The sequence below is a fragment of the Neobacillus nitrireducens genome (assembly GCF_030915405.1).
Classification (GTDB): domain Bacteria; phylum Bacillota; class Bacilli; order Bacillales; family Cytobacillaceae; genus Neobacillus.
Genome location: NZ_CP133262.1, coordinates 3,955,347 through 3,981,922, shown reverse-complemented (window position 1 = coordinate 3,981,922; position 26,576 = coordinate 3,955,347). Strand labels below are relative to the sequence as shown.

23 protein-coding genes and 1 tRNA gene are annotated in these 26,576 nt (G+C 42.0%); 2 read left to right on the top strand and 22 right to left on the bottom strand.

What is annotated here, in order from left to right:
• Window positions 1–61 precede the first annotated feature (61 nt).
• The 3 genes from RCG22_RS19185 to RCG22_RS19175 are packed head-to-tail and all read right to left on the bottom strand — an operon-like array spanning window position 62 to window position 3,368.
• Window positions 62–1,249 (bottom strand): acyl-CoA dehydrogenase, encoded by a 1,188-nt coding sequence (locus RCG22_RS19185; protein ID WP_308107205.1) that lies wholly within the window; start codon window positions 1,247–1,249, stop codon window positions 62–64.
• A gap of 45 nt (window positions 1,250–1,294) precedes the next feature.
• Window positions 1,295–2,146, bottom strand: coding sequence for a 3-hydroxybutyryl-CoA dehydrogenase (locus tag RCG22_RS19180; protein ID WP_308104264.1), 852 nt, complete (start codon window positions 2,144–2,146; stop codon window positions 1,295–1,297).
• A 43-nt stretch (window positions 2,147–2,189) separates the two neighbouring features.
• The gene (locus tag RCG22_RS19175) at window positions 2,190–3,368 is read right to left on the bottom strand and encodes an acetyl-CoA C-acetyltransferase (protein WP_308104263.1); all 1,179 of its coding nucleotides are present in this window, start codon (window positions 3,366–3,368) and stop codon (window positions 2,190–2,192) included.
• Between the two features lie 334 nt (window positions 3,369–3,702).
• Between RCG22_RS19175 and RCG22_RS19170 the strand changes: the two genes are divergently transcribed.
• Window positions 3,703–4,296, top strand: coding sequence for a TetR/AcrR family transcriptional regulator (locus tag RCG22_RS19170; protein WP_308104262.1), 594 nt, complete (start codon window positions 3,703–3,705; stop codon window positions 4,294–4,296).
• A gap of 216 nt (window positions 4,297–4,512) precedes the next feature.
• Here RCG22_RS19170 and RCG22_RS19165 read toward each other — a convergent pair whose 3' ends face one another.
• Window positions 4,513–5,517: a quinone oxidoreductase family protein gene (locus RCG22_RS19165; protein ID WP_308104261.1), complete on the bottom strand. Its 1,005-nt coding sequence runs from the start codon at window positions 5,515–5,517 to the stop codon at window positions 4,513–4,515.
• Window positions 5,518–5,857: 340 nt separating this feature from the next.
• Window positions 5,858–5,929, bottom strand: a tRNA-Arg gene (locus tag RCG22_RS19160).
• Between the two features lie 204 nt (window positions 5,930–6,133).
• On the opposite strand from RCG22_RS19160, the gene clpP reads away from it, so the two are divergent.
• The gene (gene clpP / locus RCG22_RS19155) at window positions 6,134–6,745 is read left to right on the top strand and encodes an ATP-dependent Clp endopeptidase proteolytic subunit ClpP (protein ID WP_098260033.1); all 612 of its coding nucleotides are present in this window, start codon (window positions 6,134–6,136) and stop codon (window positions 6,743–6,745) included.
• Between the two features lie 94 nt (window positions 6,746–6,839).
• Here clpP and RCG22_RS19150 read toward each other — a convergent pair whose 3' ends face one another.
• The 17 genes from RCG22_RS19150 to RCG22_RS19070 form a co-directional block, all read right to left on the bottom strand.
• A complete protein-coding gene (locus RCG22_RS19150) occupies window positions 6,840–7,097 on the bottom strand; it encodes an HPr family phosphocarrier protein (protein ID WP_066258757.1) in 258 nt (85 codons plus the stop codon).
• A 144-nt stretch (window positions 7,098–7,241) separates the two neighbouring features.
• Window positions 7,242–8,189, bottom strand: a complete 948-nt coding sequence (whiA, locus tag RCG22_RS19145; RefSeq protein ID WP_098260034.1) for a DNA-binding protein WhiA — start codon at window positions 8,187–8,189, stop codon at window positions 7,242–7,244.
• A 48-nt stretch (window positions 8,190–8,237) separates the two neighbouring features.
• Window positions 8,238–9,221, bottom strand: coding sequence for a gluconeogenesis factor YvcK family protein (locus tag RCG22_RS19140; RefSeq protein ID WP_308104260.1), 984 nt, complete (start codon window positions 9,219–9,221; stop codon window positions 8,238–8,240).
• Window positions 9,218–10,111: an RNase adapter RapZ gene (gene rapZ / locus RCG22_RS19135; RefSeq protein ID WP_098260035.1), complete on the bottom strand. Its 894-nt coding sequence runs from the start codon at window positions 10,109–10,111 to the stop codon at window positions 9,218–9,220. The genes RCG22_RS19140 and rapZ overlap by 4 nt, the downstream gene beginning before the upstream one ends.
• Window positions 10,112–10,130: 19 nt before the next feature.
• Window positions 10,131–10,589 carry an NUDIX hydrolase gene (locus RCG22_RS19130; RefSeq protein ID WP_098260036.1) on the bottom strand — a complete coding sequence of 153 codons (459 nt, stop codon included), beginning with the start codon at window positions 10,587–10,589 and terminating at the stop codon, window positions 10,131–10,133.
• Window positions 10,590–10,986: 397 nt separating this feature from the next.
• The gene (gene trxB / locus RCG22_RS19125; protein ID WP_098260037.1) at window positions 10,987–11,943 is read right to left on the bottom strand and encodes a thioredoxin-disulfide reductase; all 957 of its coding nucleotides are present in this window, start codon (window positions 11,941–11,943) and stop codon (window positions 10,987–10,989) included.
• 221 nt (window positions 11,944–12,164) lie between these two features.
• Window positions 12,165–13,658: a tetratricopeptide repeat protein gene (locus RCG22_RS19120; protein ID WP_308104258.1), complete on the bottom strand. Its 1,494-nt coding sequence runs from the start codon at window positions 13,656–13,658 to the stop codon at window positions 12,165–12,167.
• Window positions 13,659–14,160: 502 nt separating this feature from the next.
• Window positions 14,161–14,778, bottom strand: a complete 618-nt coding sequence (gene hisIE / locus RCG22_RS19115; protein WP_308104257.1) for a bifunctional phosphoribosyl-AMP cyclohydrolase/phosphoribosyl-ATP diphosphatase HisIE — start codon at window positions 14,776–14,778, stop codon at window positions 14,161–14,163.
• Window positions 14,775–15,536: an imidazole glycerol phosphate synthase subunit HisF gene (gene hisF, locus RCG22_RS19110; protein ID WP_308104256.1), complete on the bottom strand. Its 762-nt coding sequence runs from the start codon at window positions 15,534–15,536 to the stop codon at window positions 14,775–14,777. Before hisF ends, hisIE begins: the two co-directional genes overlap by 4 nt.
• A gap of 55 nt (window positions 15,537–15,591) precedes the next feature.
• A complete protein-coding gene (gene hisA / locus RCG22_RS19105) occupies window positions 15,592–16,314 on the bottom strand; it encodes a 1-(5-phosphoribosyl)-5-[(5-phosphoribosylamino)methylideneamino]imidazole-4-carboxamide isomerase (RefSeq protein WP_308104255.1) in 723 nt (240 codons plus the stop codon).
• The gene (hisH, locus tag RCG22_RS19100; protein WP_308104254.1) at window positions 16,311–16,937 is read right to left on the bottom strand and encodes an imidazole glycerol phosphate synthase subunit HisH; all 627 of its coding nucleotides are present in this window, start codon (window positions 16,935–16,937) and stop codon (window positions 16,311–16,313) included. Before hisH ends, hisA begins: the two co-directional genes overlap by 4 nt.
• An 82-nt stretch (window positions 16,938–17,019) precedes the next feature.
• Entirely contained in the window at window positions 17,020–17,607 is a 588-nt protein-coding gene (gene hisB, locus RCG22_RS19095; protein WP_308104253.1) for an imidazoleglycerol-phosphate dehydratase HisB, read from the bottom strand.
• A gap of 103 nt (window positions 17,608–17,710) precedes the next feature.
• Window positions 17,711–18,886 carry an IS200/IS605 family element RNA-guided endonuclease TnpB gene (gene tnpB / locus RCG22_RS19090; RefSeq protein ID WP_308104251.1) on the bottom strand — a complete coding sequence of 392 codons (1,176 nt, stop codon included), beginning with the start codon at window positions 18,884–18,886 and terminating at the stop codon, window positions 17,711–17,713.
• A gap of 152 nt (window positions 18,887–19,038) precedes the next feature.
• Window positions 19,039–20,319, bottom strand: coding sequence for a histidinol dehydrogenase (hisD, locus tag RCG22_RS19085; RefSeq protein ID WP_308104249.1), 1,281 nt, complete (start codon window positions 20,317–20,319; stop codon window positions 19,039–19,041).
• Between the two features lies 1 nt (window position 20,320).
• The gene (hisG, locus tag RCG22_RS19080; RefSeq protein ID WP_308104248.1) at window positions 20,321–20,956 is read right to left on the bottom strand and encodes an ATP phosphoribosyltransferase; all 636 of its coding nucleotides are present in this window, start codon (window positions 20,954–20,956) and stop codon (window positions 20,321–20,323) included.
• On the bottom strand, window positions 20,949–22,121 hold the full coding sequence (locus RCG22_RS19075) for an ATP phosphoribosyltransferase regulatory subunit (protein WP_308104247.1): 1,173 nt from the start codon (window positions 22,119–22,121) through the stop codon (window positions 20,949–20,951). Before RCG22_RS19075 ends, hisG begins: the two co-directional genes overlap by 8 nt.
• A gap of 413 nt (window positions 22,122–22,534) precedes the next feature.
• Window positions 22,535–26,503, bottom strand: coding sequence for a bifunctional 2',3'-cyclic-nucleotide 2'-phosphodiesterase/3'-nucleotidase (locus RCG22_RS19070; protein WP_308104246.1), 3,969 nt, complete (start codon window positions 26,501–26,503; stop codon window positions 22,535–22,537).
• Window positions 26,504–26,576: the final 73 nt, after the last annotated feature.

The following is a 26,576-nucleotide window of genomic DNA, read 5'->3' as shown; positions in this document are numbered from 1 at the left end:
ATCTATCATCACTTTAATAGTCAATTATTCTATTTGAACAAATTAACATGAGTAGGACATTTTATACTGTGACAGGTTCCTTTTTCCTAGGAATGTTTTGCGTTGTTTTATTTTTATCATCTAAAAGATATTTTGAAATAACCACTCTTTGAATTTCATTCGTTCCTTCATAGATTTGTGTTATTTTTGCGTCGCGGAATAATCTTTCAACCGGATAGTCCTTCGTGTAGCCATAGCCTCCGAAAATTTGGACCGCTTCTGTTGCTGTCTTCATGGCTGTATCCGTACTAAATCGCTTGGCCATTGAAGCTTCCTTACCACATTTAATGCCGCGGCTGCGAAGCTGGGCTGCCCGATAGACTAATAGTTTTGCAGCTTCTACCTCAGTGGCCATGTCAGCAATTTTAAAGGATATCCCCTGGTTGGCCGCGATTGGTTTGCCAAACTGAATCCTCTCCTGCGCATATTGGATGGAGGATTCCAGAGCTGCTTCGGCTATTCCAAGCCCTTGTGCAGCGATGCCAATCCGACCTGCATCGAGGTTAGCCATTGCAATTTTAAAACCTTCACCTTCTTGCCCCAACAGATTTCCAACTGGAACTTCCGCATTGTCAAAAATTAATTCTGTTGTGCTAGAACCGTGTAATCCCATTTTCCTTTCTTTTTTCCCAACGGAGAACCCAGGGGTATCTTTTTCTACGATAAATGCAGAAATACCTCTGGAACCCGCTTCAGGATTGGTTACGGCAAATGTCACATATGTATCTGCCATTCCACCATTTGTAATAAAGATCTTGGATCCGTTTAGTATATATTTGTCGCCTTTTTTCACTGCACTTGTCCGGATTTTTCCTGCATCCGACCCCGCATTAGGCTCTGTTAACGCGAAAGCGCCTATGTACTCACCAGATGCCAGTTTCGGAATATATTTTTGCTTTTGTTCTTCCGTCCCAAAATAAAGGATCGGATTGGTGCCCACGGAGGTGTGGACCGATAAGATTACACCGACTGTGGCGCTGACTTTGGCAATCTCATTAATCGTCAGTATGTAGGATGTGAAATCTGCACCTACTCCGCCATACTCAGTTGGAATAGGGATGCCCAACAGTCCATATTCACCCATCTTCCGGATAATTTCTAATGGATATTCATCCGTCTCTTCCATTCGTTCAACAAATGGGGCAATTTCCTTTTGGGCAAAATCCCGCACCATTTTTCGCATCATTTCTTGCTCTTCTGTAAAATCCATACACATAATTTTTCTCCTGCCTCTCATTGTCCTATTTTTCTTCTGTTATTCGTATTGGTAGAACCCACGACCTGATTTACGTCCCAGCCATCCTGCTTTTACGTATTTACGAAGCAATGGGCACGGACGATATTTCGAATCAGCGAACCCTTCATAGAGAACTTCCATTATATAAAGGCAAGTATCAAGACCGATAAAATCAGCCAAGGTTAATGGTCCCATTGGATGGTTCATACCTAGTTTCATTACTTCATCAATTGATTCAGCAGTTGCTACTCCTTCATATAAACAGTAAACAGCTTCATTAATCATCGGCATTAACACACGGTTCGAAACAAAACCCGGAAAGTCATTTACTTCAACTGCAATTTTCTTCATATTTTCAGACAATTCAGCCACAATCTGATAGGTTTCATCGGATGTAGCCAAACCTCGGATAATTTCAATTAGTTTCATGACAGGCACCGGATTCATAAAATGCATACCAATTACCTTCTCTGGCCGGTTCGTCACAGCCGCAATTTCTGTAATTGGAAGAGAAGATGTGTTGCTTGCTAAAATGGCGTGTGGAGGAGCTATCTCATCCAACTTTTTAAAAATTTGTGTTTTGACTTCCATATTTTCTACAGCAGCTTCCACGACAAAATCGGCAAACTTGGCATTTGATAGACTCGTAGAAGGCTGAATGCGATCAAGGATTGCCTGCTTCTCAGCTTCTGTTTTTCTCCCTTTTTCAACATCTCTGGATAAATTTTTTGTGATGATGCCAAGACCACGATTTACAAATTCTTCTTTAATGTCATGGAGAATCACCTGCAGCCCGGCTTGTGCTGCTACCTGGGCAATGCCGCTTCCCATCTGTCCTGCACCAATCACCATAAATGATTTAATTTCCATCGTTCTACCTCCCTATTTCTTCAACCTCTTATAAATTATTTATCTATCGCACTTCCACAAGAATTGCGTCACCTTGAGCTGCTCCCGAGCAAATTGCCGCAATGCCAAGGCCACCGCCACGACGTTGCAGTTCATAAACCAGCGTCATGATAATACGCGCTCCACTTGCGCCAATCGGATGGCCGAATGCAATTGCGCCGCCATTTACGTTTACCTTCTCAAGATCATATCCGGCAATTTTTTCACTTGTTAGTGTGACAGCAGCAAATGCTTCATTGACCTCAAACAAATCAATCTGATCGATTGTATATCCTGTTTTCTTTAAAAGCTTGTTAATGGCAAGGCCCGGGGTTGTGGCGATATAAGGCGCCTCTTGTCCAACAGCGGCATGACCAAGGATTGTGGCTATCGGTTTTATTCCTTGCTGTGCAGCTTTCTCATCTGACATCAAGACCATTGCCCCAGCCCCATCATTTAATCCCGGAGCATTTCCGGCGGTTATAGAACCATCTTTTGTGAACACGGGAGGTAACTTTTGTAATTGTTCAATGGTTGTTTCACGCGGTGCTTCATCTTTATCAATTACTATCGGTTCACCCTTACGTTGAGTCAGTAGCACGGGCACAATCTCTTCGTCAAAATTGCCGTTTTTCATCGCCTCAATGGCACGTTGCTGACTTCGCAATGCCCAGCTATCCTGCGCTTCACGTGATATCTCATACTCAGCGGCAACCTTGCTGCCATGAACAGCCATATGTAACCCATCGAAGGCATCAGTAAGCCCATCATTCAGTATTAAATCAGTCGCTTTTCCATCCCCCATTCGTAAACCCCAACGAACATTCGGCAATAGATACGGTGCATTGCTCATGCTCTCCATCCCGCCAGCAACAATAACATCCGCATCATTGGCACGAATGATTTGATCCGCGAGTGTAACACTACGAAGTCCGGAAGCACAGACTTTATTAATCGTTTCTGTCTGGACCTCCCAAGGTAATCCCGCTTTTCTGGCAGCTTGCCTTGATGGAATCTGCTTTGCACCACCCTGGAGAACCATTCCCATGATCACTTCGTCAACCTGGTCCCCTTCAATGCCTGCCCGAACCAAAGCTTCTCTAATTGCGATTCCACCAAGCTCTACAGCCTGCATGTCCTTTAAAGCACCGCCAAATTTACCAAACGGGGTTCTTGCCGCACTAACAATTACCGTTTTTCTCATTGTTTGCTTTCCTCCCTAAAAGATAAGTTAATAACAATTTTGCTGTAACTTATGAGGCTGGCCAGCCATTTTGAAGAAAAATACCAATCTTCTTAGGACTGTAGTCCCTGACTGTGGTCCCGGACTATGGTCTGTGAATTTATTTTAATTTAAGCGCTTTCATTCGTCAATGTATTTTGATAATTTTTTCAAGTCGGAATTTTAGGCGTGTTTTCCCTCCTTCGAGAGAAAAAACTTCTTTCTTAATTTCAAATATTGATTCATTTATGTTAAAATTACCTACTAAAGGACCAACAACAAAAATTGTTTAAGTATACTTAAGGAGATTTATAAGATGTCAGGTATAACCCCTCGAAAAATAAAAGCAAGACAAACTCGAAAAAAGATTTTAGAGACTGCATTATTTCTTTTTAGTAAAAAACCTTTTGACAAAACCACAGTTGATGAGATCGTCAAACTAAGTGGTACTTCAAAAGGTGCATTTTACACACATTTCAAATCAAAATACGAAATTTTCTTGGAAAAATTTAAGGAGATTGATGAGTTTTATTTAGAATTGACTCAGTCACTCCCAGAGGAAAAGAGTGCAACAGAAAAATTGATGCTTTTTTCTGAATCTCAAATGATTTTTCTTAGGGATTGTTGGGGAAAGGAACTGTTCCATACCTTATATACCAACGCATCACCGGATCATAATTATTTTATGGATCAAAAGCGAGTCCTACCTAATATCATCAATCAGTTTGTAACGGAAGGACAGAAATCAGGCGAAATTAAAGAAGATCTTTCCGCCAATGAGATATCGATCTTAATTATGCGATGCATGCGTGGGACACTTTTTGATTGGTGCATTAGTCCCGATGATTTAGATTTAATTCTTGAAACCCGGAAATTAATGCGTACTATCATTGAGGGCTTGAAGTCATAATTTTTAAGGATACATAGGGGACTACGGTCTGCGATAGTATTATCAGAACATTTGAATTGAATTTTGGATTTTTTAGATTTTGCATGTAGGAGAAACAAGAGGAATAAATAAAAAAAGAAGCAGGTTTTTTCTGCTTCCAAATCTAATGTTTTATTAAAATAATTTTTTTGTCTTTATTCAGTTACAGTCTTAGGATGAATGAATTTATTCCTTTCCTCAAGGAATCTCCAATAAAATCTTGCCGAAATGTTGACCTTTCTCCATATACCTTTGTGCTTGTGTTGCTTCACAAAGCGGAAAGCATTGATCAATGACAGGATGTAATTGATGCTCGTCAAATAATTGAAGCATTTGCTGAAATTCATGAGGGTTGCCCATCGTAGTCCCTCTTATATCTAAATGCTTAAAGAATATCCTCGGGAGGACCAAATGCGGAACGGGTCCTGTTGTTGCACCGAAATTGACAATTCGCCCTGCTGGCTTAGCTAGATTAATCAAGTTGATGAAATTTTCTCCACCTGTTCCATCAATAATCAAGTCAGCACCCCCCATCACCTTTTTCAATTCTTTTACCCATTGATCTGAGCGATAGTTAACTCCTCCCGAAGCGCCAAGTTGTTTGGCCTTTTCAATTTTTTCACCACTACTGGATGTTACAAATACCCTTGCCCCTTTTGCGACAGCCATCTGAAGAGCAAACAATGCTACTCCGCTCCCGATTCCCGGAATTAGAACGGTTTCTCCCTTTTTTAGACCCCCTCTGGTAAATAATGCCCGATAGGCGGTTAATCCTGCCAAGGGCAAAGCAGCAGCTTCCTCCCAGGAAAGGTAGTTGGGTTTTTCAGATACATTTTCACAAGGGACAGCAACATATTGGGCATACGTTCCATCAGTAGGCATCCCTAATATAGAAAAGTTCGGCCCGTTGAAATCTGGATTCTCTCCCCAATTTAGTGCCGGATTGATTACTGCATGGCTGCCCAATTTAACTCCTTCCACCTTATCTCCAATGGCAACCACTTCCCCTGTACCATCTGCTCCTAAGATAGAGGGAAGTTTTAACCCGGGATACTTTCCAAAAGTAATCCAAACATCCCTTCTATTAAGGCTCGCGTATTTCAAACGAACCAATACTTCATTCGATTCCAATTTAGGCAATTCTACCTCCTCATATTTGAGCAGGTTTGGACCTCCTAATTCTCTTAATACAACCGCTTTCATTTTACCCCTCCTTTATGATTATTTTCTTAATGTAGTACAATTAAATAGATCTGCTCTTTTTTTGCACAAAACTACCTCTGTTTTTTTATCAATTTAATATAGGAGACTGCAGTCTGCATTGAAATTTTAAAAAAATTGCCATCAAGTGTCAAGGTTTTTTAGCAACTTTTCCTAATATTTCGATATTTTAAAAAAGCAATGATTCTTTAAATAATTATTCCTGTATAATGTTTTTTATTCAGTTGCGAATTTTTCGACAACAATACACTGGCAATCATTTTTTTGAAAATGTGCAAAAAAAATATCACTACGTAAAAAAACGTAGTGATAACTTTTCTGATGCGCTCGGCAGGAATCGAACCTGCATTTCAAGCTTCGGAGGCTTGCGTGCTATCCGTTGCACCACGAGCGCTAATTTGTTGCGACTTACATATTATATGCCAGTTTCCCTCATATTGCAAGTAAAGAATTGGTTTAAAAAAGACAAGAATGGTTATGCTGAATGATGGAAAGTTGTCGAACAGTTTTAGAGAGGTATTGTTTGACCTTTATTGACCATCAGTGTATGATAACTATACATAATACTTTATTCTTTACAATCAAAGGAGGAAGAAAAATGAATTTAATCCCTACAGTTATTGAACAAACAAATCGGGGCGAGCGTGCCTATGACATCTATTCCCGTCTTTTAAAAGACCGGATTATTATGCTTGGCAGTGCGATCGATGACCATGTGGCTAACAGCATTGTCGCACAATTATTATTCCTAGAAGCGGATAACCCTGAAAAAGATATTTCGCTCTATATCAACAGCCCAGGCGGCAGTATCACTGCAGGTATGGCGATTTATGATACGATGCAATTCATCAAACCAAAGGTCCAAACCATCTGTATCGGTATGGCAGCATCCATGGGTGCATTCTTACTTGCTGCGGGTGAAAAAGGCAAGCGTTATGCGCTTCCAAATGCTGAGGTCATGATTCACCAACCACTAGGTGGTGCTCAAGGGCAAGCAACTGAAATCGAGATTGCTGCAAAACGGATCCTTTTCCTTCGTGAAAAATTAAATGGTATTTTAGCAGAGCGTACTGGACAGTCGCTTGAAGTCATCGGTAAAGATACAGACCGCGACAACTTCATGACTGCAGAACGTGCAAAAGAATACGGTCTAATTGACCACATTATCACTCGTAATCTAATCGAAGACGAGAAGAATAAAAATAAATAATAAATAATAAAAGCAGAAGCAATCGGCATTTAACCGATTGCTTTTTTTGTAACCCAAAAAGCCGGTTCCAATTGGTTCCGGCCCTCTTTTCTCATTAATGTTCTTTTTGGATAAAATCTGCTAACGCTTCAATCGCAGATGCTTCATCATCGCCATCAGCGACGATATCAATCATGACACCCGAGCCAACGGCAAGGCTCATTAAGCCCATAATGCTTTTTGCATTTACTTTCTTGCCGTCCTTTTCCAGGAAAATATCTGCAGAAAACCGGTTGGCTTCCTGAACAAAAAGAGCTGCCGGTCGTGCTTGAAGACCCGTTTTTAATTTTACTTCCACTTGTTTCACTAACATTACACAATTCCTCCTCATGGTTTTTACTCTATTTTTCTTGGATCTTTGTTCATATTATGATCTAAGGGTCACTCTTCATTCGATACATGTTATCTCTTTCACATGTGATCCTTTAAAAGGGTTATTGCACCTTAGCATTCGCTACTACCGAGTAATGACATCCCCCGAGCGCAATTTCTCAGCAATCGCATCAATTTTACGCAGCCGATGATTAATCCCGGATTTGCTGATGGTACCACCGGAAACCATTTCCCCCAATTCCTTCAGGGTAACATCTGTATAATTCAAGCGGAGTTCTGCAATTTCCCTCAATTTTTCCGGTAAAATTTGCAGCCCGACCGTAGCATTGATGTAACGGATATTTTCAACTTGCCTAATCGAAGCACCGATTGTTTTATTAAGATTGGCGGTTTCACAGTTTACCAGACGATTAACAGAATTCCGCATATCTCGGACAATTCGTACATCTTCAAAGCGAAGCAGGGCGTTATGCGCTCCAATAATATTTAAATACTCGGTGATTTTCTCCGCTTCTTTGAGATAGGTAATATATCCTTTTTTACGCTCAAGTGTTTTGCTATTTAGTTCAAATGTATTCATTAATTCGCATAAAGAATCATTATGTTCTTTATAAAGCGAAGCAATTTCTAAATGATAAGAAGATGTTTCCGGATTATTGACGGAACCGCCGGCTAGAAATGCACCGCGGAGATAAGAACGCTTACAACATTTCTTCTTAATGAGTTCCGGTGCTATATTATGGATAATCGTAAAACCCTCACCAATAATTTTTGTATCCTCGAGAATTTCCCGTGCCCGCTGTGATAATCGGACAATATAGACGTTGTTCTTTTTCAGACGCATCTTTTTCCGAACAAGCAGCTCGACTTGGACATCGTAACTCTTTTTTAATAATGTATAAATCCTTCGAGCGATCGCGGCATTTTCAGTTTGAATATCAACAACTAACTTACGACTTGAGAATGAAAGGGAACCATTCATCCGGATTAAAGCTGATAGTTCTGCCTGAATGCAGCAGGTTTTTACTTCCAAGTTGGTTAATTCTTTTTTCGTTTCCGAAGCGAAAGACATCCCTTCACCCCCTTTTACAAACTCGTACTTTTTTAGTAAGTACTATATTTACGTTTCATAACGCTTTTTGGTTTCAATTAAAAGCAAATTATATAAAATTTTTGCGACCTTTTTCGGATCATGTCTTAGTGCCCCATTTTCCTGGTAAGCGATATCCGCATGAACTACCTCAAGCCCTAATTCAAACAGGCGCGGAAGGTCATATAGAACAGGGTCAGCCAGCTCTTCATTATAGCGGAGCTGAATATCCTGTGGAATCTCTTCATTATTTACAAGAATCGTATTAATAAATGCACAGCTCATATGATCATATAGGGCCTTCACATGGTCACTTGCGGTAAAGCCATGAGTTTCCCCAGCTTGGGTCATCAAATTACAAATATATACTTTCTTTGCTTGTGACCGGCATAGCTCATCTCCAATTTTCGGGACAAGCAAATTTGGAAGAATACTTGTATATAGGCTTCCTGGCCCAATGATGATCAAATCAGCCTGACGGATTGCTTGAAGGGTTTCTGGTATCGGACGAATATTTTCCGGTGTCATAAACACCTTTTTAATCCTTTTTCCAGAGTAGGGAATTTTTGATTCACCTGAGACAATCGTCCCGTCCTCCATTTCAGCATGAAGAACAACACTCTGATTGGCAGCAGGCAGGACCTTCCCGTGAACATTTAAGATCTTGCTCATTTCCTGAATCGCATGGACAAAATTTCCCGTAATGGAAGTCATTGCTGCTAAGATTAAATTTCCAAGCGAGTGTCCGGAAAGTTCATTGGACGTTTTAAAGCGATGTTGAAACATTTCTTCAACGAGCGGCTCTACATCCGATAAGGATGCTAACACATTGCGAATGTCTCCAGGAGGAGGGATATGAAGATCCTCACGCAAGCGCCCAGAGCTGCCGCCGTCATCCGCGACTGTCACAATGGCGGTAATATCCACAGGATACTGTTTTAATCCACGCAATAAAACCGGTAACCCTGTTCCCCCGCCAATGACGACAATTCGAGGCTGTCCGTAAATGCTCATGTTGTTTTTTCCTTTCTCCTCTCAATGTCACGATGAGAAATACATGTCTTATAATCGCTTTGGAAAAATTTACCTAGATATTCAGCTAATGTAACCGAACGATGCTGGCCGCCTGTACAGCCAATCGCAATCACTAACTGTGCCTTGCCTTCTCTTTTATAATGCGGAAGCATGAAGGAAAGCAGGTCCGTTACCTTTTCCAAAAACTTATGCGTTTCATTCCATTTTAATACATAACTAGAAACATCCTCATCGAGTCCTGTTTTCGGTCTCATATGCTCGATATAATGAGGATTCGGCAAGAAACGCACATCAAACACTAGATCCGCATCAATAGGAATTCCATACTTAAAGCCAAATGACATGACATTGACTGTGAAGATTGATTGTTTATTCGCCGTAAATTCCGTTAATATTTTCTCACGAAGTTCCCGTGGTTTCATCTGGGAAGTGTTGTAAATTAATTGTGCCCTGCCTTTTAATTCTTCCAGGAGCTCGCGTTCAAGTGTAATTCCTTCAAGCGGCAGTCCTGTTGGTGCTAATGGATGCGACCTCCGAGTCTCTTTATATCTGCGCACTAATGTCGCATCATCTGCATCTAGAAATAATATCTGCGGAGTTACCCATGAGGTTTCGGCCAGTTCATCTAATCCTTTAAATAAATGTTCAAAGAATTCTCTTCCACGCAGGTCCATCACAAGGGCAACTTTATTCATCTTATTCCCGGACTCCTTCATAAGTTCAAGGAATTTTGGAAGGAGTGTTGGAGGTAAATTATCAACACAGAAGAATCCTAAATCTTCAAAACTCTGAATGGCCACAGTTTTTCCCGCACCAGACATTCCCGTAATAATGACCATTTGGATGTCACTTGCAGCACCGGTACTCATTAATAATTCCTCCTATAAGTTAGCTTGGATCTAATCGATAACTGATTAGTTGAAAGTCTTTTGTATAAGTAAAAGTACCGTAAATGATTCCTTTTCCGTGAATCATGTAATCAAGAATATGATAATCGCCGGCAGCCATTGGCAAATTTTTTAATTGGTCAATCATTTGCCATTCTAGCTTACCTTCTTCGGATTCGTCTAAATCGATACCATCTGAATCCGTTGCTACAAATGAAAACATCATCCACTCGGAAACAAGTTGGTCGTTTTCCTTCATAATCATTGTGAAAATCCCTTTTAGCTGCGGATTTTTTAAATAGATTCCCGTTTCTTCGCGGTATTCCCTGATGCAAGAGTCTCGAACCGATTCGCCCGGCTCCATTTTTCCACCGGGAGCTACCCACCAGCCGCGTCGCGGTTTTTGCAGCAACAATATTTTTTCGTCTCTGATCAATACACAATTGGTGACACGCTGCACAACATTCACCCTCTTTATAAAGCATACGCTATTTAGCCGTTCACGGGGTTCTTGATAAAGAGTCGCATTCGACCTTAGGAGCGGTAATGCTAAATATCCTACTATAACTTTAAATTCATTCTTATTATTATACTATTTTTAGGATACAGTCACAATGAAACAAAGTTGATATTTCGGTTAATTATTATTAAGTTTATTACCATTCCTAACATACTTTTTTAAAAAAACACGGACAGGCTGACCAGCCTAAAAAAATAGCACAGGCTACGGGCCTGTGCATGAAAGGAATATATTTTTAAAGGGGGTCAATTACTGCTCTTATCATACCCTAAAAATATTGCGCTTTTGTTACAGAAGAATTAAAACATAGTTACGTTTTTGTAAACATCGCTTTTTTCTATTTGCTGCTCTTTTGTTTCAGTTCTTCCTTAAGCTCTTCGACAAAATGCTGGGCACTTTGAGCGGCAATACTGCCATCACCGGTTGCCGTTACAATTTGGCGCAATGTTTTTTCACGAATATCCCCGGCTGCATAAATTCCCGGTACCTTCGTCTCCATACGGTCATTCGTTTCAATATAGCCGTTTTCATTGGTAATACCTAGGCTCATAAATGGTTTCGATAGCGGCACCATGCCGATATATATAAACACTCCATCAGCAGGCAGAACTTGTTCTTCACCATTTTCAGTGGAAACTAATGTCACACTGCCGACTTTACCATCTTTGTCATTAATCGACTTGATCGTGTGATTCCAAATGAAATCTACTTTCTCATTAGCAAACGCACGGTCTTGGAGGATTTTTTGCGCACGAAGCTCGCTTCGGCGATGGACGATCGTTACTTTCGAAGCGAAGCGGGTCAAGTACACACCTTCTTCGACAGCCGAATCCCCGCCACCGATGACAAAGAGTTCTCTTTCTTTAAAGAAAGCCCCGTCACAAACCGCACAATAGGATACGCCGCGTCCGCCCAGCTCTTTTTCACCTGGAACGCCAATTTTCTTATACTCTGCACCAGTTGTAATGATTACAGCGTAGGCTTTATATTGTTTGGAACCGGCCACGACAATTTTATAGTCGCCATGATCAATAATTTCCTTAATATCGCCATAGGCGTATTCCGCACCAAACTTTTTCGCATGTTCAAACATCTTCGTTGATAAGTCCGGGCCTAAAATACTTTCAAAGCCGGGATAATTCTCAACGTCTTCGGTATTAGCCATTTGACCACCCGGCATCCCGCGCTCAATCATTAGTGTTGAAAGGTTTGCTCTAGATGTATAAACAGCCGCTGTCATCCCCGCAGGACCAGCACCGGCGATAATGATGTCATAAATTTTATCTTCAGACATAACTTGTCACTCCTTAATTAGAAAAGCGGAAGCGCCTTGGGCAGGGGCGACAAGCATAAGACGAGCCGGCGGGAAGGTTGTTCTTTAACCTTCTCGACGGATTGGCTTATGACCTCGAGCCCCTAGGCGCTGCAGCTAGCCATAAAATTAAAAATACGATTAAGTATATTGTTCCCTTACTTAATCGTATATAACAATCGTTTTATCGTCCACCAATATGCTTAATTTAAATAGTTATTCACTATTTTTACATACTTACCAATGGTCGCTGAGGAAATACCGTATCGATCGGCAATCTCCTGCTGGGAAACTTTTTCACTGCGCAGCTTATGCCACATATACTCGACCGCTCCAGCCCAGGCATGTTTATTTTTCAATTGTAGTTTGTCTTTCGAAACCTCGACATATACGGAAAACCACATGAGGTATAAACCGGCCTCTACCGTTCCAATCGGTTGATAATTCTCATAAAAAAGCTCGGCAATTTCCTGTGCTTCAGCAGTCTTTGATGGTTTACCCGACCGAATAAGTGAAATATATTCCTTTTCTAAAGACGTAAATTTTTGATTTTGAAACAGCCGCTTGGAAGTCATGATTTCTTCCTTTTTACTTGAAACGGTTGTTAAGAACAGGGCGAATAGGCGCTCTTCCACATAGTCACTGTCTAGTTTTTGAAAAATAGATCCTGAAAGGTCTTCAAAACCGGTAGGCAGTGCATCTTCTTTATTCCATGGTTCCGAGCCTTCTTTGTCCGGATTAAGCTCCAGCACCTTTTTCCAAATACTTCTTGCAAAGTTTTCATTGCCTGTGAAATAGGCCGAATGTGAAAGCCAATAGTAAAATGGACCGTCCCCATCAAAACCATGTTTATATAATTTTTTCAGCCATAAATAGGCGAGTTCATATTCTCCCACTAAAGCAAATGAGGCACCAATCTTAAATTTCTGCTCACTGAGAAGCGGCTGGATTTTCTTCAATATTTCTGTTAACCCGGCAACATTCTTTGCTTGACCCTGATAATGGGCAAATACCAGCCGATTACATAAGGCATGAAGATTTCCGGGATTTCGCTCCAATACATCGTCTAAAATCGATTCAGCCTTTTCCGTTTTTCCTAAATAAAAATAAGCGAGTGCCAAGTTATTGTACGCCGACCAGTACTCCGGATAATCTTTCACAACATCTTTGAGAAGTTCGATTGCTTTCGGAAAGTATCCTGACTCAAGCAGGTCACGCGCTTGTTCTTGTTTGACGATTAAGTCATCCTGCTGATAGAGGTCATCCTCCAGATCTTCAGCCTCAAATGTTAGCACATCAAGCAAATCCTCTGTATCTTCGCTGAAATCACCATCCGGATCCAGCTGTAAATACAGCTTGGCGTGGTGATAAGCATCTTTAAAAAATCCCATATGGGCATAATTATTCGCCAAAAAGTAATGGCATTCCACCATTTCTTGATCTAGTTCTTCAAGGATGAGGTGCAAGAGCCGGTTGGAATTTTCAAACTCGCCAAGTTCTGTTGACACAATCGCCAACTGGCATATAATCATCGGTTCACCCGGCTCAAGCTGCATCGCTCGCCCAAGATATTTTTTTGCTTTGATAAAATCACGTCGATGGAATGCCTTTAAACCCTTCGTGAAATAATATTCCCCCGTAGGAACAAATGTAAGTAATTTTCCCATATGCAGTCTTGCTTTCGCGTCTTTACCCATGAAGCCCTCCACAATTTTTAACATAACTAATGTAGTATACCACAATTGGGAGTTATTCGAGAAGGGATAGTAAGGGAGAGATTTACCTTGAGTTAGGTAGATTTGGAGGACTGGTAATATTTTTACAATTTTTGTTGAATTAATCAAAATTTCGTATAATTATCGGTGTGTTTTGTAAAATAAGAGCTCAGTTTTGTAAAATTAGTGCTAACTTTCGTATAATTAATGTTCACTTTGTTTAATTAGCACTCTATTTTCCTTCCATGCCGTTTCAAAAGAACAAAAGGCGCAAGCGCCCGTTCAGCGGCGTATGGCCTGGAGCGCTCCAACTGAGATAAAGGAAACACGAAGAGCCGGAGGCGATTCGATGTTGACTTATCGTAGGGCGGAGAGCGAAGGACACTAGCCGTTGGGCGCTGGAGCTGGATTCAAAGAGACTAAATCAATTTATCTACAATTTAATATTTTATAATTTCCTATACAATAAATAAAACCAGTCAATTTACGACCGGTCCTTGTGTCTCTCTTCTAATGTCCGTAAAACTTCTTTGAATGGAAGGCCTTGTTCGACCAGCAATACCTGCAAGTGATAAAGTAAATCGGCTGCTTCCCACCTTAACTCCTCAGCGTCACGGTTCTTGGCAGCAATAATCACTTCCGCCGCTTCTTCGCCGACTTTTTTCAAAATTTTATCGACGCCTTTTTCAAAAAGGTAGGTAGTGTAGGCCCCTTCCGGACGCTCCTGTTCACGATCGACGATCACTTTTTCAAGCGATTGTAAGATTTGATAGTCCGCTAGGCTGGATGTTCCAGTATAGCTTCGTTCTGAAAAACAACTAACTGCACCCGTATGGCAGGCTGGTCCTTTTGGATAAACAAGCACTAATAATGCATCTTGATCACAGTCATAGTTGATGCTGACAACCGTTTGTGTATTACCGCTTGTTGCTCCTTTATGCCATAATTCCTGACGCGAACGGCTGAAAAGCCAGGTTTCTCCCGTTTCAATCGTTTTCGCAAGTGATTCCTCGTTCATATATGCGAGTGTTAACACTTCTTTCGTCCCGGCATCCTGGATAATGGCTGGCACTAAGCCTTTTTCATCAAATCGTACATTCATCGAACCGTCACTCCTTTTTCCCGTAGATAGTTTTTTACTTCATGAACTGAAGTCTCTTTATAGTGAAAAATAGACGCAGCCAGGGCAGCATCTGCCTTCCCTGCTAAAAATGCTTCTTCAAAGTGTACTGAATTTCCTGCCCCACCCGATGCAATGACTGGTATCGGAACAGCTTCACTCACTGCCTTGGTCAGTTCTAGATCAAATCCATTCTTCTCGCCGTCACTGTCCATACTTGTTAATAAAATTTCACCTGCACCGAGCTTAGCCGCTTCGACTGCCCATTCGATGACTAGTTTATCAGTAGGTGTCCGACCGCCATGCGTAAATACGCGCCACGTCCCAACCGTATCATCAAATTTCGCATCAATGGCTACGACGATGCACTGCGAACCAAAGTAGCCGGCGCCTTCCTTGATCAGCTCTGGATTCAAGACGGCTGCTGTATTCAGTGAGACCTTATCCGCCCCGGCACGCAGAATTCTTTTCATATCCTCCAAAGCATTAATGCCCCCACCTACCGTAAACGGAATCGCTAACTGGGAGGCAACTGCCTTGACGACGTCCTCCATCGTTTTCCTGCCTTCAACTGATGCAGAGATATCTAGGAAAACTAGCTCGTCTGCGCCTTGTTCATCGTAAAACCGTGCCAATTCAACCGGGTCGCCTGCATCGCGCAGCTGGACAAATTGAATGCCCTTTACCACTCGTCCGTCCTTTACATCAAGGCAGGGAATAATTCGTTTCGTTAATGTCATACATTCTCACCTTCCAATGCCTCTTTTTGCAGGGAATACTATGTAAACGCCTGTATCATACGCCAGCCAATGCTAATGCTTCCTTCAGCGAAAATCGATTTTCGTATAGTGCTTTCCCAACGATCGCACCTTGAATTCTATTTGCAGCGATTGCTTTTAAATCGGCCAGACTGCTAACCCCGCCTGAAGCAATTACATTTTTTCCAGTTACTTCAGCCATTTCACATACAGCCGCAATATTCGGCCCCGCAAGCGTTCCGTCCGTGGCAATATCGGTAAAAATAAACGTCTCTGCACCGGCTTCGGCGAAACGCTTGCCGAGGTCGACTGCCTTTAGCTCGGAGGTATCCAGCCAGCCATGTGTCGCCACATAGCCATTTTTCGCATCAATCCCCACGGCAATTTTTCCACCGTATTTCTTAATCATCTCAATTGCAAACTCCGGCTTCGAGACTGCAATACTTCCAATGATAACCCGGTCGACCCCATTTTCAAGATAGTGGACGATGTCCTCTTCGGAACGAATGCCGCCGCCAATTTGAATGTTAACCTGTAACTTTTGCGCGGCTTCAATCACAAACCGGTCATTGACACGCTTGCCATCCTTTGCCCCGTCAAGGTCGACCATATGAATCCACTCGGCACCGTCAGCAGCAAAACTTTTGGCCATATCAAAGGGCGAGTTCCCGTAAACCGTTTCTTGATTATAGTCTCCTTGAAGAAGACGGACACAATTGCCTCCCCGCATATCAATTGCAGGATAAATTGTTAAGCTCATCGAACTGCCTTCCTTTCCTCCACCATTTGTAAAAAATTATTGAGAAGGGCCATCCCAAGCTTGCTGCTTTTTTCCGGATGAAATTGCATCCCCATCACATTGTCCCTGCCAACAACTGCTGATACTTGTTCGTGGTAATCAGTCTTTGCCAGCAAAACATCGCTGTTTGTTGCATCCACATAATAGGAATGGACGAAATACACATAATCCTCTTCTACATTGTTTAAAAGAGGCGATTCGTTGACGAATTCAAGCCGGTTCCAGCCCATATGCGGAACTTTGTACGTTTCGCCTTCTGGTGTTCGGCCTGGAAAGCGGCGAACATTTCCCGGTAGCAATCCTAACCCTTTCGTTGGACCATTTTCCTCACTTTGCTCAAACAACAGCTGCATCCCAAGGCAAATACCAAGAAGCGGTTTACCCGTTGCCACAAATTCCTTGATGGTCTCCACTGGCAGGCGTTCCATCGCATCTCGAAAGGAACCAACCCCAGGAAGAATCAATCCATCAGCTTGAAGCAAATCCTTCTTATTGGCGGAAATAAAATATTCAGCACCGAGTCGCTCAAGTGCTTTACTCACGCTGAATAAATTCCCCATCCCATAATCAACAATGCCAATCATCGAAAACATCCCTTTCCTGGTGCATTATCCTGGTGCCTGACACCAATCTTGAATGGTGCCTGACACCACTACTTTTCCTATCTTAGAGCATCCCTTTGGTCGATGGTACGCCTTTGATACGCGGGTCGATGGTGGTAGCTTCGTCGAGGGCACGTCCGAGTGCTTTAAAGACGGCTTCGATCATATGGTGTGTATTTTTCCCGTAATGAACAATGACATGAAGATTCATCCGCGCCTCTAAGGCAAGCTTCCATAGAAATTCATGAACAAGCTCGGTGTCGAAGGTACCAACCTTTTGTCCCGGAAATTCTGCCCGCATTTCGAGATGAGGACGGTTACTGAGGTCGACGGCTACCTGTGCCAACGCTTCATCCATTGGTACAAAGGCATTTCCGTAGCGCTTAATGCCGCGCTTGTCTCCCAGGGCTTCACGAAGTGCCTGTCCTAAACATATCCCGATATCTTCTGTTGTATGGTGATCATCGACTTCGGTATCCCCATTGGCATTGACAGTCAGATTAAATTGACCATGCTTCGTGAATAAATCAAGCATATGGCTCATGAACGGGACACCCGTTTCAAGATTAGACTGACCTTCACCATCTACTTCTAATCTCAATTGTATTTGCGTTTCATTAGTATTCCGTTCGATACTTGCGATTCTTTCCATGAAAGCGACCCCCTTATGTGTTGAACTACCCCTCCTTAACACCCATACGGGTTGTTTGAAGAAGAGGATTCCTAAGAACACCAGTGTATCCACCAGTTATTTATTAGGCTATCCCCGCAGTCCCTGCGGTTAGAAGTCTTAATGCTTCGTTTTTAAGATTGATTCCTGCGTTAATATCTCGATTATGATGGGTATGACATTTAGGGCATTCCCATTCACGTAATCCGAGATTTTTAACGTCTTTATTTTTATAGCCACAACAAGAACAAAGCTGACTACTAGCGAAGTTTTTTGAAACGGTTACTACTTGTCTACCGTACCATTTCGCCTTGTATTCAATCATGCTTTTGAATTGTGACCAAGATACTTCGCTGATTGCTTTGGCAAGATGGTGGTTCTTTAACATGCTCGATACTGACAAGTCTTCCATTCCAATAATGTCGTGGTTTTTGACAATTTCGGTAGAAATCTTGTTCAGATAATCTTTTCTTGCATTCGCAATCTTCTCATGAATACGAGCGACTTTTCTTTTGGCTATATACCAGTTCTCACCACCTATCGTTCGTCTACTCATAACTTTTTGTGCATGGACCAATTTTTCTTCTAATGAACGAAAAAACTTCGGATTAGAGTAAATCGTTCCATTCGAAAGAATAGCGAAATCCTTCAGTCCGACATCAATTCCAATGGCTGAATTGGTTTTAGGCCATTCTTTTACTTCCGATTCAGTAGCTAAAGAAACAAAATATTTGCCAGAGGAATTTCTCCTGATCGTGGCACTTATCATACGACCTTCGACTTCACGACTTTTTGCAAAACGGACGTTCCCTAGTTTGGGAAGTTTGATGTAATTGTCTATGACAGCTATATTTCCGTTTGTATACTTTGTTGTATAAGATTGCACTGGATTCTTTTTTGACTTAAATCGAGGTTGTTTGTTTTGCTTTTTGTAGGAGCGAATATAGGAATCAGCTAAAATTTCTACTGATTTTTGCAAAGCAATACTATCGACTTCTTTCAAAAATGAGTAATTTTTCTTTAGTTCAGGAAGTGATTTCACTGTTTCATATTTGTTGAAGAATTTTCCTTTCCAGTTATTCGCTTGGAGCTGACCGTTTTGCCTCATTTCTTCTACGATATACCAGTAAGCATCTTTTTCTTTTTGCTTGCCAAGAAAGAAATTGTATACAAATCTTGAACAGCCAATAGTTTTGTTAATCAGTTCAATTTGTTTTTTGTTTGGGTAGATGCGAAACTTGAATGCCTTGTTTACAAGCATATATTTCACCTCAAGGGAACGTTTGTTCTTATTATAGCATAGGGAGGAATGTTTTGGCTATCACCAACCGACATTCATTCCCTCCCTACTCATTGGGCTTCGCCCTTCACATTCCTTGAGGAAGGGGTATTCTGTCAGAAAGATGATAAAAACTATAACTTTCCGTCATTTTTCAAACGAATTTCCACTGCCCTGGCATGGGCCTCTAACCCTTCCATCCGGGCAAATTCAGCAATTTTTGCGCCATTCTCAGTTAAAGCCTTCTCACTGTAGATAATTACGCTTGATTTCTTTTGAAAATCATCGACATTAAGCGGACTTGAAAATCGTGCTGTACCGTTTGTTGGCAGCACATGATTGGGACCTGCAAAATAGTCTCCCACGGGTTCAGAGCTGTACCGGCCAATAAAGATGGCCCCAGCGTGGCGAATTTTCCCGAGCAGCTCGATGGCGTTCTCGGTGATAATTTCTAGATGTTCAGGTGCCAATTGATTAACCGTTTCGACTGCTTCGTCGATATCAGCGGTGACGTAAATGGCACCGTAATCGGAAATGGAACGTGCGGCGATATCTTTTCGCGGCAACGTTGATAGTTGCATTTCCACTTCCTCAGCCACTGCTTCGGCCAGCGTAATCGATGGAGTCACGAGAACACTGCATGCGCGCGGGTCGTGCTCTGCTTGTGAAAGCAAGTCTGCCGCTAACTCGTCTGCCTTCGCCGTGTCATCTGCCAAAATGGCAATCTCACTCGGACCGGCGATCATATCAATATCAACATCCCCGAAAACTTCTCGTTTTGCGAGTGCCACAAAGATATTTCCCGGACCGGTAATTTTATCAACCGATTGAATCGTTTCAGTTCCATAGGCTAGGGCGGCAATCGCCTGTGCCCCGCCAACTTTATAGATTTCTTCAACACCTGCTTCTTTCGCTGCGACAAGGACCGCTGCTGGCAAAAGACCTTGGTCGTCCGGAGGTGAGACCATCACAATCCGTTTCACTCCAGCCACTTTTGCCGGAATAACGTTCATGAGGACGGATGATGGGTAGGCAGCTGTTCCTCCTGGCACATACACTCCAACCGAATCAAGCGGTGTTATTTTTTGACCCAGAACGGTTCCATTTTCTTCCGTGGTCATCCAGGATGGCCGAAGCTGCTTTTCATGAAAGTTTTGAATATTTTCGGCCGCTTCCTGGACGATCGAAATAAAGCGTTCATCCACTTGCTGGTAGGCAGTCTCAATTTCTTCTTCTGTGACGGAAAAAGTAGATAAGCTGACTCGGTCGAATTTTTCCGTGAATTCTCTTAACGCTTTGTCACCACGCGTGCGAATTTCCGCGATAATTTTTTTGACAACATCCAGCTGTTCTGAAGTCCCAGTTTCAATCGAACGTTTTATCGAAATCAGTTCACTCACTTTAAGTATTTTCATGTTAATCCTCCACTGAAACAACTTTACTAAGTCGTGTCACTAAATCGTCGATTTGATTGTCTTTGATTCGATAGCTGACTGGATTGACAATCAGCCTTGATGTCACATCAACAATTCTCTCGTACTCGACGAGGCCGTTTTCTCTCATCGTCCGTCCGGTCGAAACAATATCGACGATTCGATCGGATAAACCGATAATTGGTGCCAATTCAATCGAACCATTTAGTTTAATAATCTCAACCTGTTCCCCTTGCTCACGGAAATAAGCCTCGGCTACATTCGGATATTTAGTGGCCACTCTTGGTGCTACATCATTCATCTTTGTTCCTGGAAGTCCAGCAACCGCTAGATAGCAAGCGCTGATTCGTAAATCGAGAAGTTCGTAGACATCGCGCTCTTCCTCAAGCAATACATCCTTACCGGCAATCCCAATATCGGCGACCCCATGCTCGACGTATGTTGGAACATCTGTCGGTTTTGCTAAAATAAACCGCAGCCCCTCATTTTCAACCTCAATTATTAATTTTCGTGAATCATCAAATTCAGGCGGAAGCTGATAACCAGATTTTCTAAGCAGGTCAGCTGCTTCTTCAAAAATCCGCCCCTTCGGCATCGCAATCGTTAGCACATTATTCATCGGCACGCCCTCCGAGTAAGTAGGTTGTATCCGCAAATTTCTTTGTATAGGCATCAAGATTCTTAACACCATTGATGTCCTGAAGTACGGTCCGATGACCCTGTTCATGCATTTCTTCAGCTAATTGAAAGGCTTCCTTTCGTCGCTCCTGACTGAAAAAGATACAGGTCACAGTGTTTGCAATGTCATAGCTGCCGAGTGCCTCTAATAATCGATCCAGGTGAACCGCAAACCCGGTCGCACTTGCATTTTTTCCAAATTTCTCAATTAAGCTGTAGCGACCGCCATTCCCGATTGGAAAGCCGACTTTTCCTGCATATACTTCAAATAAAATACCAGAATAGTAGCTCATATGGCTGACGATGGTTAAATCAAATTTTACTTGATCCTGTACACCATAATCATTGAGACAATCCCATAATTCCTTTAATTGTAAAATAGCTTGCTTGCCTTGTTCATTTTCAATCAAGTCGAGTGCGGTACCGATGATTTCTACTCCGCCCCTAAGGTCAAGGAATTGCAGAAGTCTTTGCTTATCAATCGACGATAGCGATAGTGAGTTAACATGCTCCCGGTAACCGACATAATTTTTTTCATAAAGGAATCTTCTTAACGAATTGGCTCGTTCATCTGTGCCAAGGATTTGTAAAAATAATTCCTGAGCAAAGCCAATATGGCCGATCGATACCTGGAACTCTGATAATCCTGATTTTTTCAAAGAGGAAATAAGCAGGGAGATGACCTCTCCATCACAAGAAACGGTTTCGTCATTCAAGCATTCGACACCAATTTGCTCGAATTCAGCCGGACGGCCGCCTTCGCGCTGCTGTGCCCGGTAAACGTTAGCAGAATAAGCTAACCGAAGCGGCATGTCATCCTGCAGTAGTTTGGAAGCTGCCACTCTGGCAATCGGTGCGGTCATGTCGGGCCTCAACACCAGTGTATGGCCCTCTTTATCAAGCAATCTAAACAGCTGGGCATCCTGAATGGCCGATGCGGTTCCAACGGTTTCATAGTATTCAAGTGTTGGTGTTTCAATAAATTGGCAGCCCCAAAGTTTGATCGTATCCTCCATTAAGGTACGAACACGATGTTTCTTTTCATATAACTCTGGCAGCGTGTCTCTCATGCCCAAGGGTTTTTCAAACATAAATAAGCGACTCATCCTGCTCATCCTTTATCGTTAGAATACTTTATTAGTATATTGAATATTTTCTAATTACTTTAGTCTGCTAATGTGATAATGAAGTAAAGTAGTTTTAGTTTACTCTTAGGGAAACATTTCGTCAATCAAAAAATTGAAACAATTTGGAGTGGATTCCGCCTGGTTTGGGTAGGATTCCGCCAAACTCGGTAAAGATTCCGCCGAACTTGAGGAGGATTCCGCCAACTTGACAAACTATTCCGCCAAACTCTGATTAATTCCGCGAAACGACAATTTTAATAGTAAGTTTACTACAAAAAAGCCCAGTTGCGAAAACCAGACTAAAAAAATTTGCAATATTTTACTTTTTCCATCCATAAAAAGAAGCACCCCTGAAAAGTTTCAGGGGTGCTCCGAGTTACAAAGCTAGTCTTTTACCAGAACTTTGAATTGCTTTTAACGAGAGTAACGGAGCTAGCCTTACTAGTATTCCCTGCTGCATCCGTTGCGGTAAAGGTTAGGACTGTTCCATGGGTTTGTGCTGATTTAAATGAAATAGTGAATACTCCGTTTTCATCAGCAACTGCCTTGCCTAACAATAATTTTCCTTCAAAGACTTCCACAGTTGAACCAGCCTCTGCTTTTCCAGTAACACTCTTAGCCGGGGCAATGATTTGTCCAACTTCCGGTGCGTCTGGAGCCGTTACATCTTTTACTACTACCTTTGTTTCTGCACTAGTGTTACCAGCAGCGTCTGTTGCTGTAACCACGACTTCAGTTCCCGCTTTTAAAGCAGCTATGGTTAGTGTAAACGAGCCATCAGCTTGTGCTTTAGCCGTACCAATCACTTGACCATCGGCTTTTACCTCAACCTTTGCACCATCTTCAGTATTACCAGTGATTTGTGTCGATTGATCGGTCACTTCATTAACAGTTGGCGCATTAGGTGCGACCTTGTCAATTAAAATTCGGCCTTCAATTTGGGCTGAAACTGGACCAGTGAAGGATTTAACGTAATCAATAAACGCATCGATATCCGTCATCCTTGTGACACGATTCGTTCCTTGTTTAAGGACAACAAATCCATCGCCGCCGTCCGCCATGAAGTTATTGACCGTAACAGAATACACCTTATTTGGGTCAATTTTTGAACCATTCGGCAGGTAAATATCGAGCACCTTTTGCCCAAGTGGCAAATTATTGGTCCAGGTATACTTTAAACCTGAAATTTGCATGATACGGTTTCTATCTGCTGCAAATTGCTGATTTAATAGCGTTCTTACTTGTTCACCGGTAATGTTCATTGTCACGATATCATTTCCGAAAGGCTGGATGGCGAAAAGGTCGCCCCAAGTAATTGGACCTGCCTTTTTAATCTCATCACGGATCCCGCCCACGTTCATAAAGGCAAAGTCAGTTTTCGTTGCAGCCTTCATACCATCGGCAATCAGGTTACCGAGTGCCGTTTCTCCGTCTGCATTAGCAGTTCGAGAAATTGGAGCAGTTGCTTCACCAACTACTTCACCTGTAATCGGGGCAATATCTGCTTGATATTTTTCAAGTTCTGCTTTGATTTTGGCATCTGGAGTAATAGCATCTCTGAAGGTGGATGCGATTTCAGCTTGTTTCTCGACAATATCCTGCGTGACCGGGTCAATAGTCAATTCAACATCAGAGAATGCTGTACCATAAGAATAGGACTGCACTAACAATTTTCCAGACACTGTTGAGTTCAAATACCTATGGTCATGGGCACCATAAATTACGTCGACTTCATCATCAATCGCTTTGGCCATTTCAACCACTTTACCGGTTGGGTTACTTCCATTCGTTGCAGAAGTACCCGGATCATGGGCAAGAACGATGATAGTTTCGACACCTTTTCCTTTTAACTCAGCTGCATATTTATTAACAGCTTCCACTTCGTCTGTGAATTTAACGCCAGCCACACCGCTTGCCGTCACGATACTTGGTGTTTCCGTTGTAACGACACCGATGAAGCCAATCTTAACGCCGTCCACTTCTTTGATTGCATATGGAGGTAAAATTAATTCGCCAGTTTTCTCATCCTCAACGTTGGCAACAACATATTGGAAGTCGGCACCTTCAAATGCACCATACTTATCAACTGTTTTTGGATGGGAACCTCCATTGATTAAACGCTTCATTTCTACTACGCCTTCATCAAATTCATGGTTACCGATCGTACCAATGTCCATTCCGATTTCATTCATGAAACGAATCGTTGGCTCATCTTGTAATAGCGCAGATACCGGACGGCTTGCCCCTACTACGTCTCCAGCTTGTAACATCAAAGTATTGGCAGGGTTGGTTGCTTCTCTTTGCTTTAAGTACGCTGCTAAGTATTCAATACCGCCGACAGCACGACCAGATACGTTAGTTGTATAGTCTAATTGTCCGTGGAAATCATTAATTCCTAATAATTGAACATGGACATTTTGGTCTAATTCAAATAAATTGTAACCAGCTTTCGTTGTGGATGCCCCAAGGTCTTTGACATCTGGTTGTTGTCCAAGGTATGCCTTCGCCTCTGGAGCAGAGTGGAATACTACTTTGGCAACGCCGCCAACAGGAGCTATTTTCCAGTTATTGTCTGCGACAGGGTTAATTGTCCCCTTAGCTGAAATATAATCCATTAAGATTTGACGGTTTTCAAATGGAGAATCAACGACTACTTTCGCACTCTTTAATTCTGCTAAACCGCCGCTTCCGCCAGCACGGTAGTTATTTGTTGCTACGATGAATTTTTGCGCTGGGTCAACAGGTGTTCCATCCATCATCTTTAAGTTAACAACGCGCTCGCCTTTTGGCTTCGTGACATCAATTTCGTATTTCACACCATCAAGAACATCATAATTGTATGGACGGAAATCATAATCTAGTAAATCTTGATTTCCCTCTTTATTTGGATCAATGGTGTTGAATTGTTTCGCTGATTCTTCAATCCATCTTTTTACTTGGTCGCCTGTTATTTCAACAGCTTTTAAGGTGTTATCAAATAAGTACAGATCAGCAGCGCTCTTAATTGTCACGTCACCTTTAGCAATGTTTGTATAATCCGTTACGCCGCCGCGACCGCCTTTAAACGGTGCTGCCGCTGAAAGAACGGGAATATCCTTATACTCTGGTGCATTTGTGTTAATCCATTTTTTCACATAATCCATTTGTGCTGCATTGACGATTTGTGTTGAAGCGTCATCCATTACGCGAGTGAAGTAGCTGTGCATTGGAATTTCAGTCGTACCGATTTTCCCACGTACATAGGCAAGTGTTTGTTCGTGGATTGCTTGTGCATCACTTACAATTGTCGCGTCTGAAGCGGTATCAACCGTCACTGGACGGTTCACTGATTTAGAATTAGCTTTATCAACTGTCCACTTGCCATTTGTATCTTGAACAAGGGCTAAATCAAGCACGCCAAGGTTATTACCCCAGAACCCTGCTTCAACAGCTTGTACTCCATTGATGGTACCCTTGGTGTTATCGATTCCAGTCTTGCCGGTAAATGATGCATCACCAGGGAAGTTGACGTGAGCATGTCCAAAAAGCATGGCATCAATGCCAGCTACTTTGGTTAGATCGTAAACAGCATTCTCTGCAAGTTCTTTGTCTGCCTCAGCGATATCACAGCCAGAGTGCGCAATCGCAACAATTACATCTGCCCCTGCTGCTTTCATTTCTGGAATGAATTTATTGGCTTGTTTCACAATATCCTTCGTAATGACTTTTCCATTTAGGTTATCTTTATCCCACTGCATAATTTGCGGTGGAGCGAAGCCGATTACCCCAACTTTAATGGTAGATTCATTACCCGCACTGTCTTTAATGGTTTTATTGATAATTTGGTACGGTGTAAAGTAGTTTACATCATTATCCGGGTTGGAATCATGATCGTCTTTATAAATGTTAGCGTTTACAATTGGGAATTGTACTTCTTCCTGAACATCTTTTAAGTAATCTAAACCATAGTTAAATTCATGGTTCCCGACAATTCCTGCATCATATTTTAAATAATTCATTGCTTTATAAATTGGATGAGTCTCATTTGGTCCAAGTTTATTAACTTTGGCAACATAACTTGCTAGCGGATTCCCTTGGATCGTATCACCCGCATCAAAAAGCATGGAGTTATCAGCTTCAGATCTGGCTTGCTGGATTAGAGTAGCTGTTTTTGCTAAACCGTAATTTGTTACAGCTGTATCTTTGAAATAATCATACGGCAAAACATTAGAATGCAGATCCGTAGTTTCTAAGATTCGTAGAGTAGCTGTGTTTTCTGAGACAGCTTTTACATTATAAGGTATTGCTGGTGAAACAATCGTACTAAGTAGCAAAGCTGTAGTAGCCATTTTGCTTAATTGACTAATTTTCTTTTTCTTCATAGTCCCTATCACCTATCCCTTTGGATTATTCTTTCTACTAAGAACCCACGCCCGAGATTATGTAAAAGTAATC

Bases quoted from the DNA above. Each gene is read 5' to 3' on its own strand.
- RCG22_RS19185 (WP_308107205.1), bottom strand. From the start codon at position 1,249: ATGGATTTTACAGAAGAGCAAGAAATGATGCGAAAAATGGTGCGGGAT.
- RCG22_RS19180 (WP_308104264.1), bottom strand. From the start codon at position 2,146: ATGGAAATTAAATCATTTATGGTGATTGGTGCAGGACAGATGGGAAGC.
- RCG22_RS19175 (WP_308104263.1), bottom strand. From the start codon at position 3,368: ATGAGAAAAACGGTAATTGTTAGTGCGGCAAGAACCCCGTTTGGTAAA.
- RCG22_RS19170 (WP_308104262.1), top strand. From the start codon at position 3,703: ATGTCAGGTATAACCCCTCGAAAAATAAAAGCAAGACAAACTCGAAAA.
- RCG22_RS19165 (WP_308104261.1), bottom strand. From the start codon at position 5,517: ATGAAAGCGGTTGTATTAAGAGAATTAGGAGGTCCAAACCTGCTCAAA.
- clpP (WP_098260033.1), top strand. From the start codon at position 6,134: ATGAATTTAATCCCTACAGTTATTGAACAAACAAATCGGGGCGAGCGT.
- RCG22_RS19150 (WP_066258757.1), bottom strand. From the start codon at position 7,097: ATGTTAGTGAAACAAGTGGAAGTAAAATTAAAAACGGGTCTTCAAGCA.
- whiA (WP_098260034.1), bottom strand. From the start codon at position 8,189: ATGTCTTTCGCTTCGGAAACGAAAAAAGAATTAACCAACTTGGAAGTA.
- RCG22_RS19140 (WP_308104260.1), bottom strand. From the start codon at position 9,221: ATGAGCATTTACGGACAGCCTCGAATTGTCGTCATTGGCGGGGGAACA.
- rapZ (WP_098260035.1), bottom strand. From the start codon at position 10,111: ATGAGTACCGGTGCTGCAAGTGACATCCAAATGGTCATTATTACGGGA.
- trxB (WP_098260037.1), bottom strand. From the start codon at position 11,943: ATGTCTGAAGATAAAATTTATGACATCATTATCGCCGGTGCTGGTCCT.
- RCG22_RS19120 (WP_308104258.1), bottom strand. From the start codon at position 13,658: ATGGGTAAAGACGCGAAAGCAAGACTGCATATGGGAAAATTACTTACA.
- hisIE (WP_308104257.1), bottom strand. From the start codon at position 14,778: ATGAATGTACGATTTGATGAAAAAGGCTTAGTGCCAGCCATTATCCAG.
- hisF (WP_308104256.1), bottom strand. From the start codon at position 15,536: ATGACATTAACGAAACGAATTATTCCCTGCCTTGATGTAAAGGACGGA.
- hisA (WP_308104255.1), bottom strand. From the start codon at position 16,314: ATGAGCTTAACAATTTATCCTGCAATTGATATGCGGGGAGGCAATTGT.
- hisH (WP_308104254.1), bottom strand. From the start codon at position 16,937: ATGATTGGCATTGTTGATTATGGGATGGGGAATTTATTCAGCGTGAGT.
- hisB (WP_308104253.1), bottom strand. From the start codon at position 17,607: ATGGAAAGAATCGCAAGTATCGAACGGAATACTAATGAAACGCAAATA.
- tnpB (WP_308104251.1), bottom strand. From the start codon at position 18,886: ATGCTTGTAAACAAGGCATTCAAGTTTCGCATCTACCCAAACAAAAAA.
- hisD (WP_308104249.1), bottom strand. From the start codon at position 20,319: ATGAAAATACTTAAAGTGAGTGAACTGATTTCGATAAAACGTTCGATT.
- hisG (WP_308104248.1), bottom strand. From the start codon at position 20,956: ATGAATAATGTGCTAACGATTGCGATGCCGAAGGGGCGGATTTTTGAA.
- RCG22_RS19075 (WP_308104247.1), bottom strand. From the start codon at position 22,121: ATGAGTCGCTTATTTATGTTTGAAAAACCCTTGGGCATGAGAGACACG.
- RCG22_RS19070 (WP_308104246.1), bottom strand. From the start codon at position 26,503: ATGAAGAAAAAGAAAATTAGTCAATTAAGCAAAATGGCTACTACAGCT.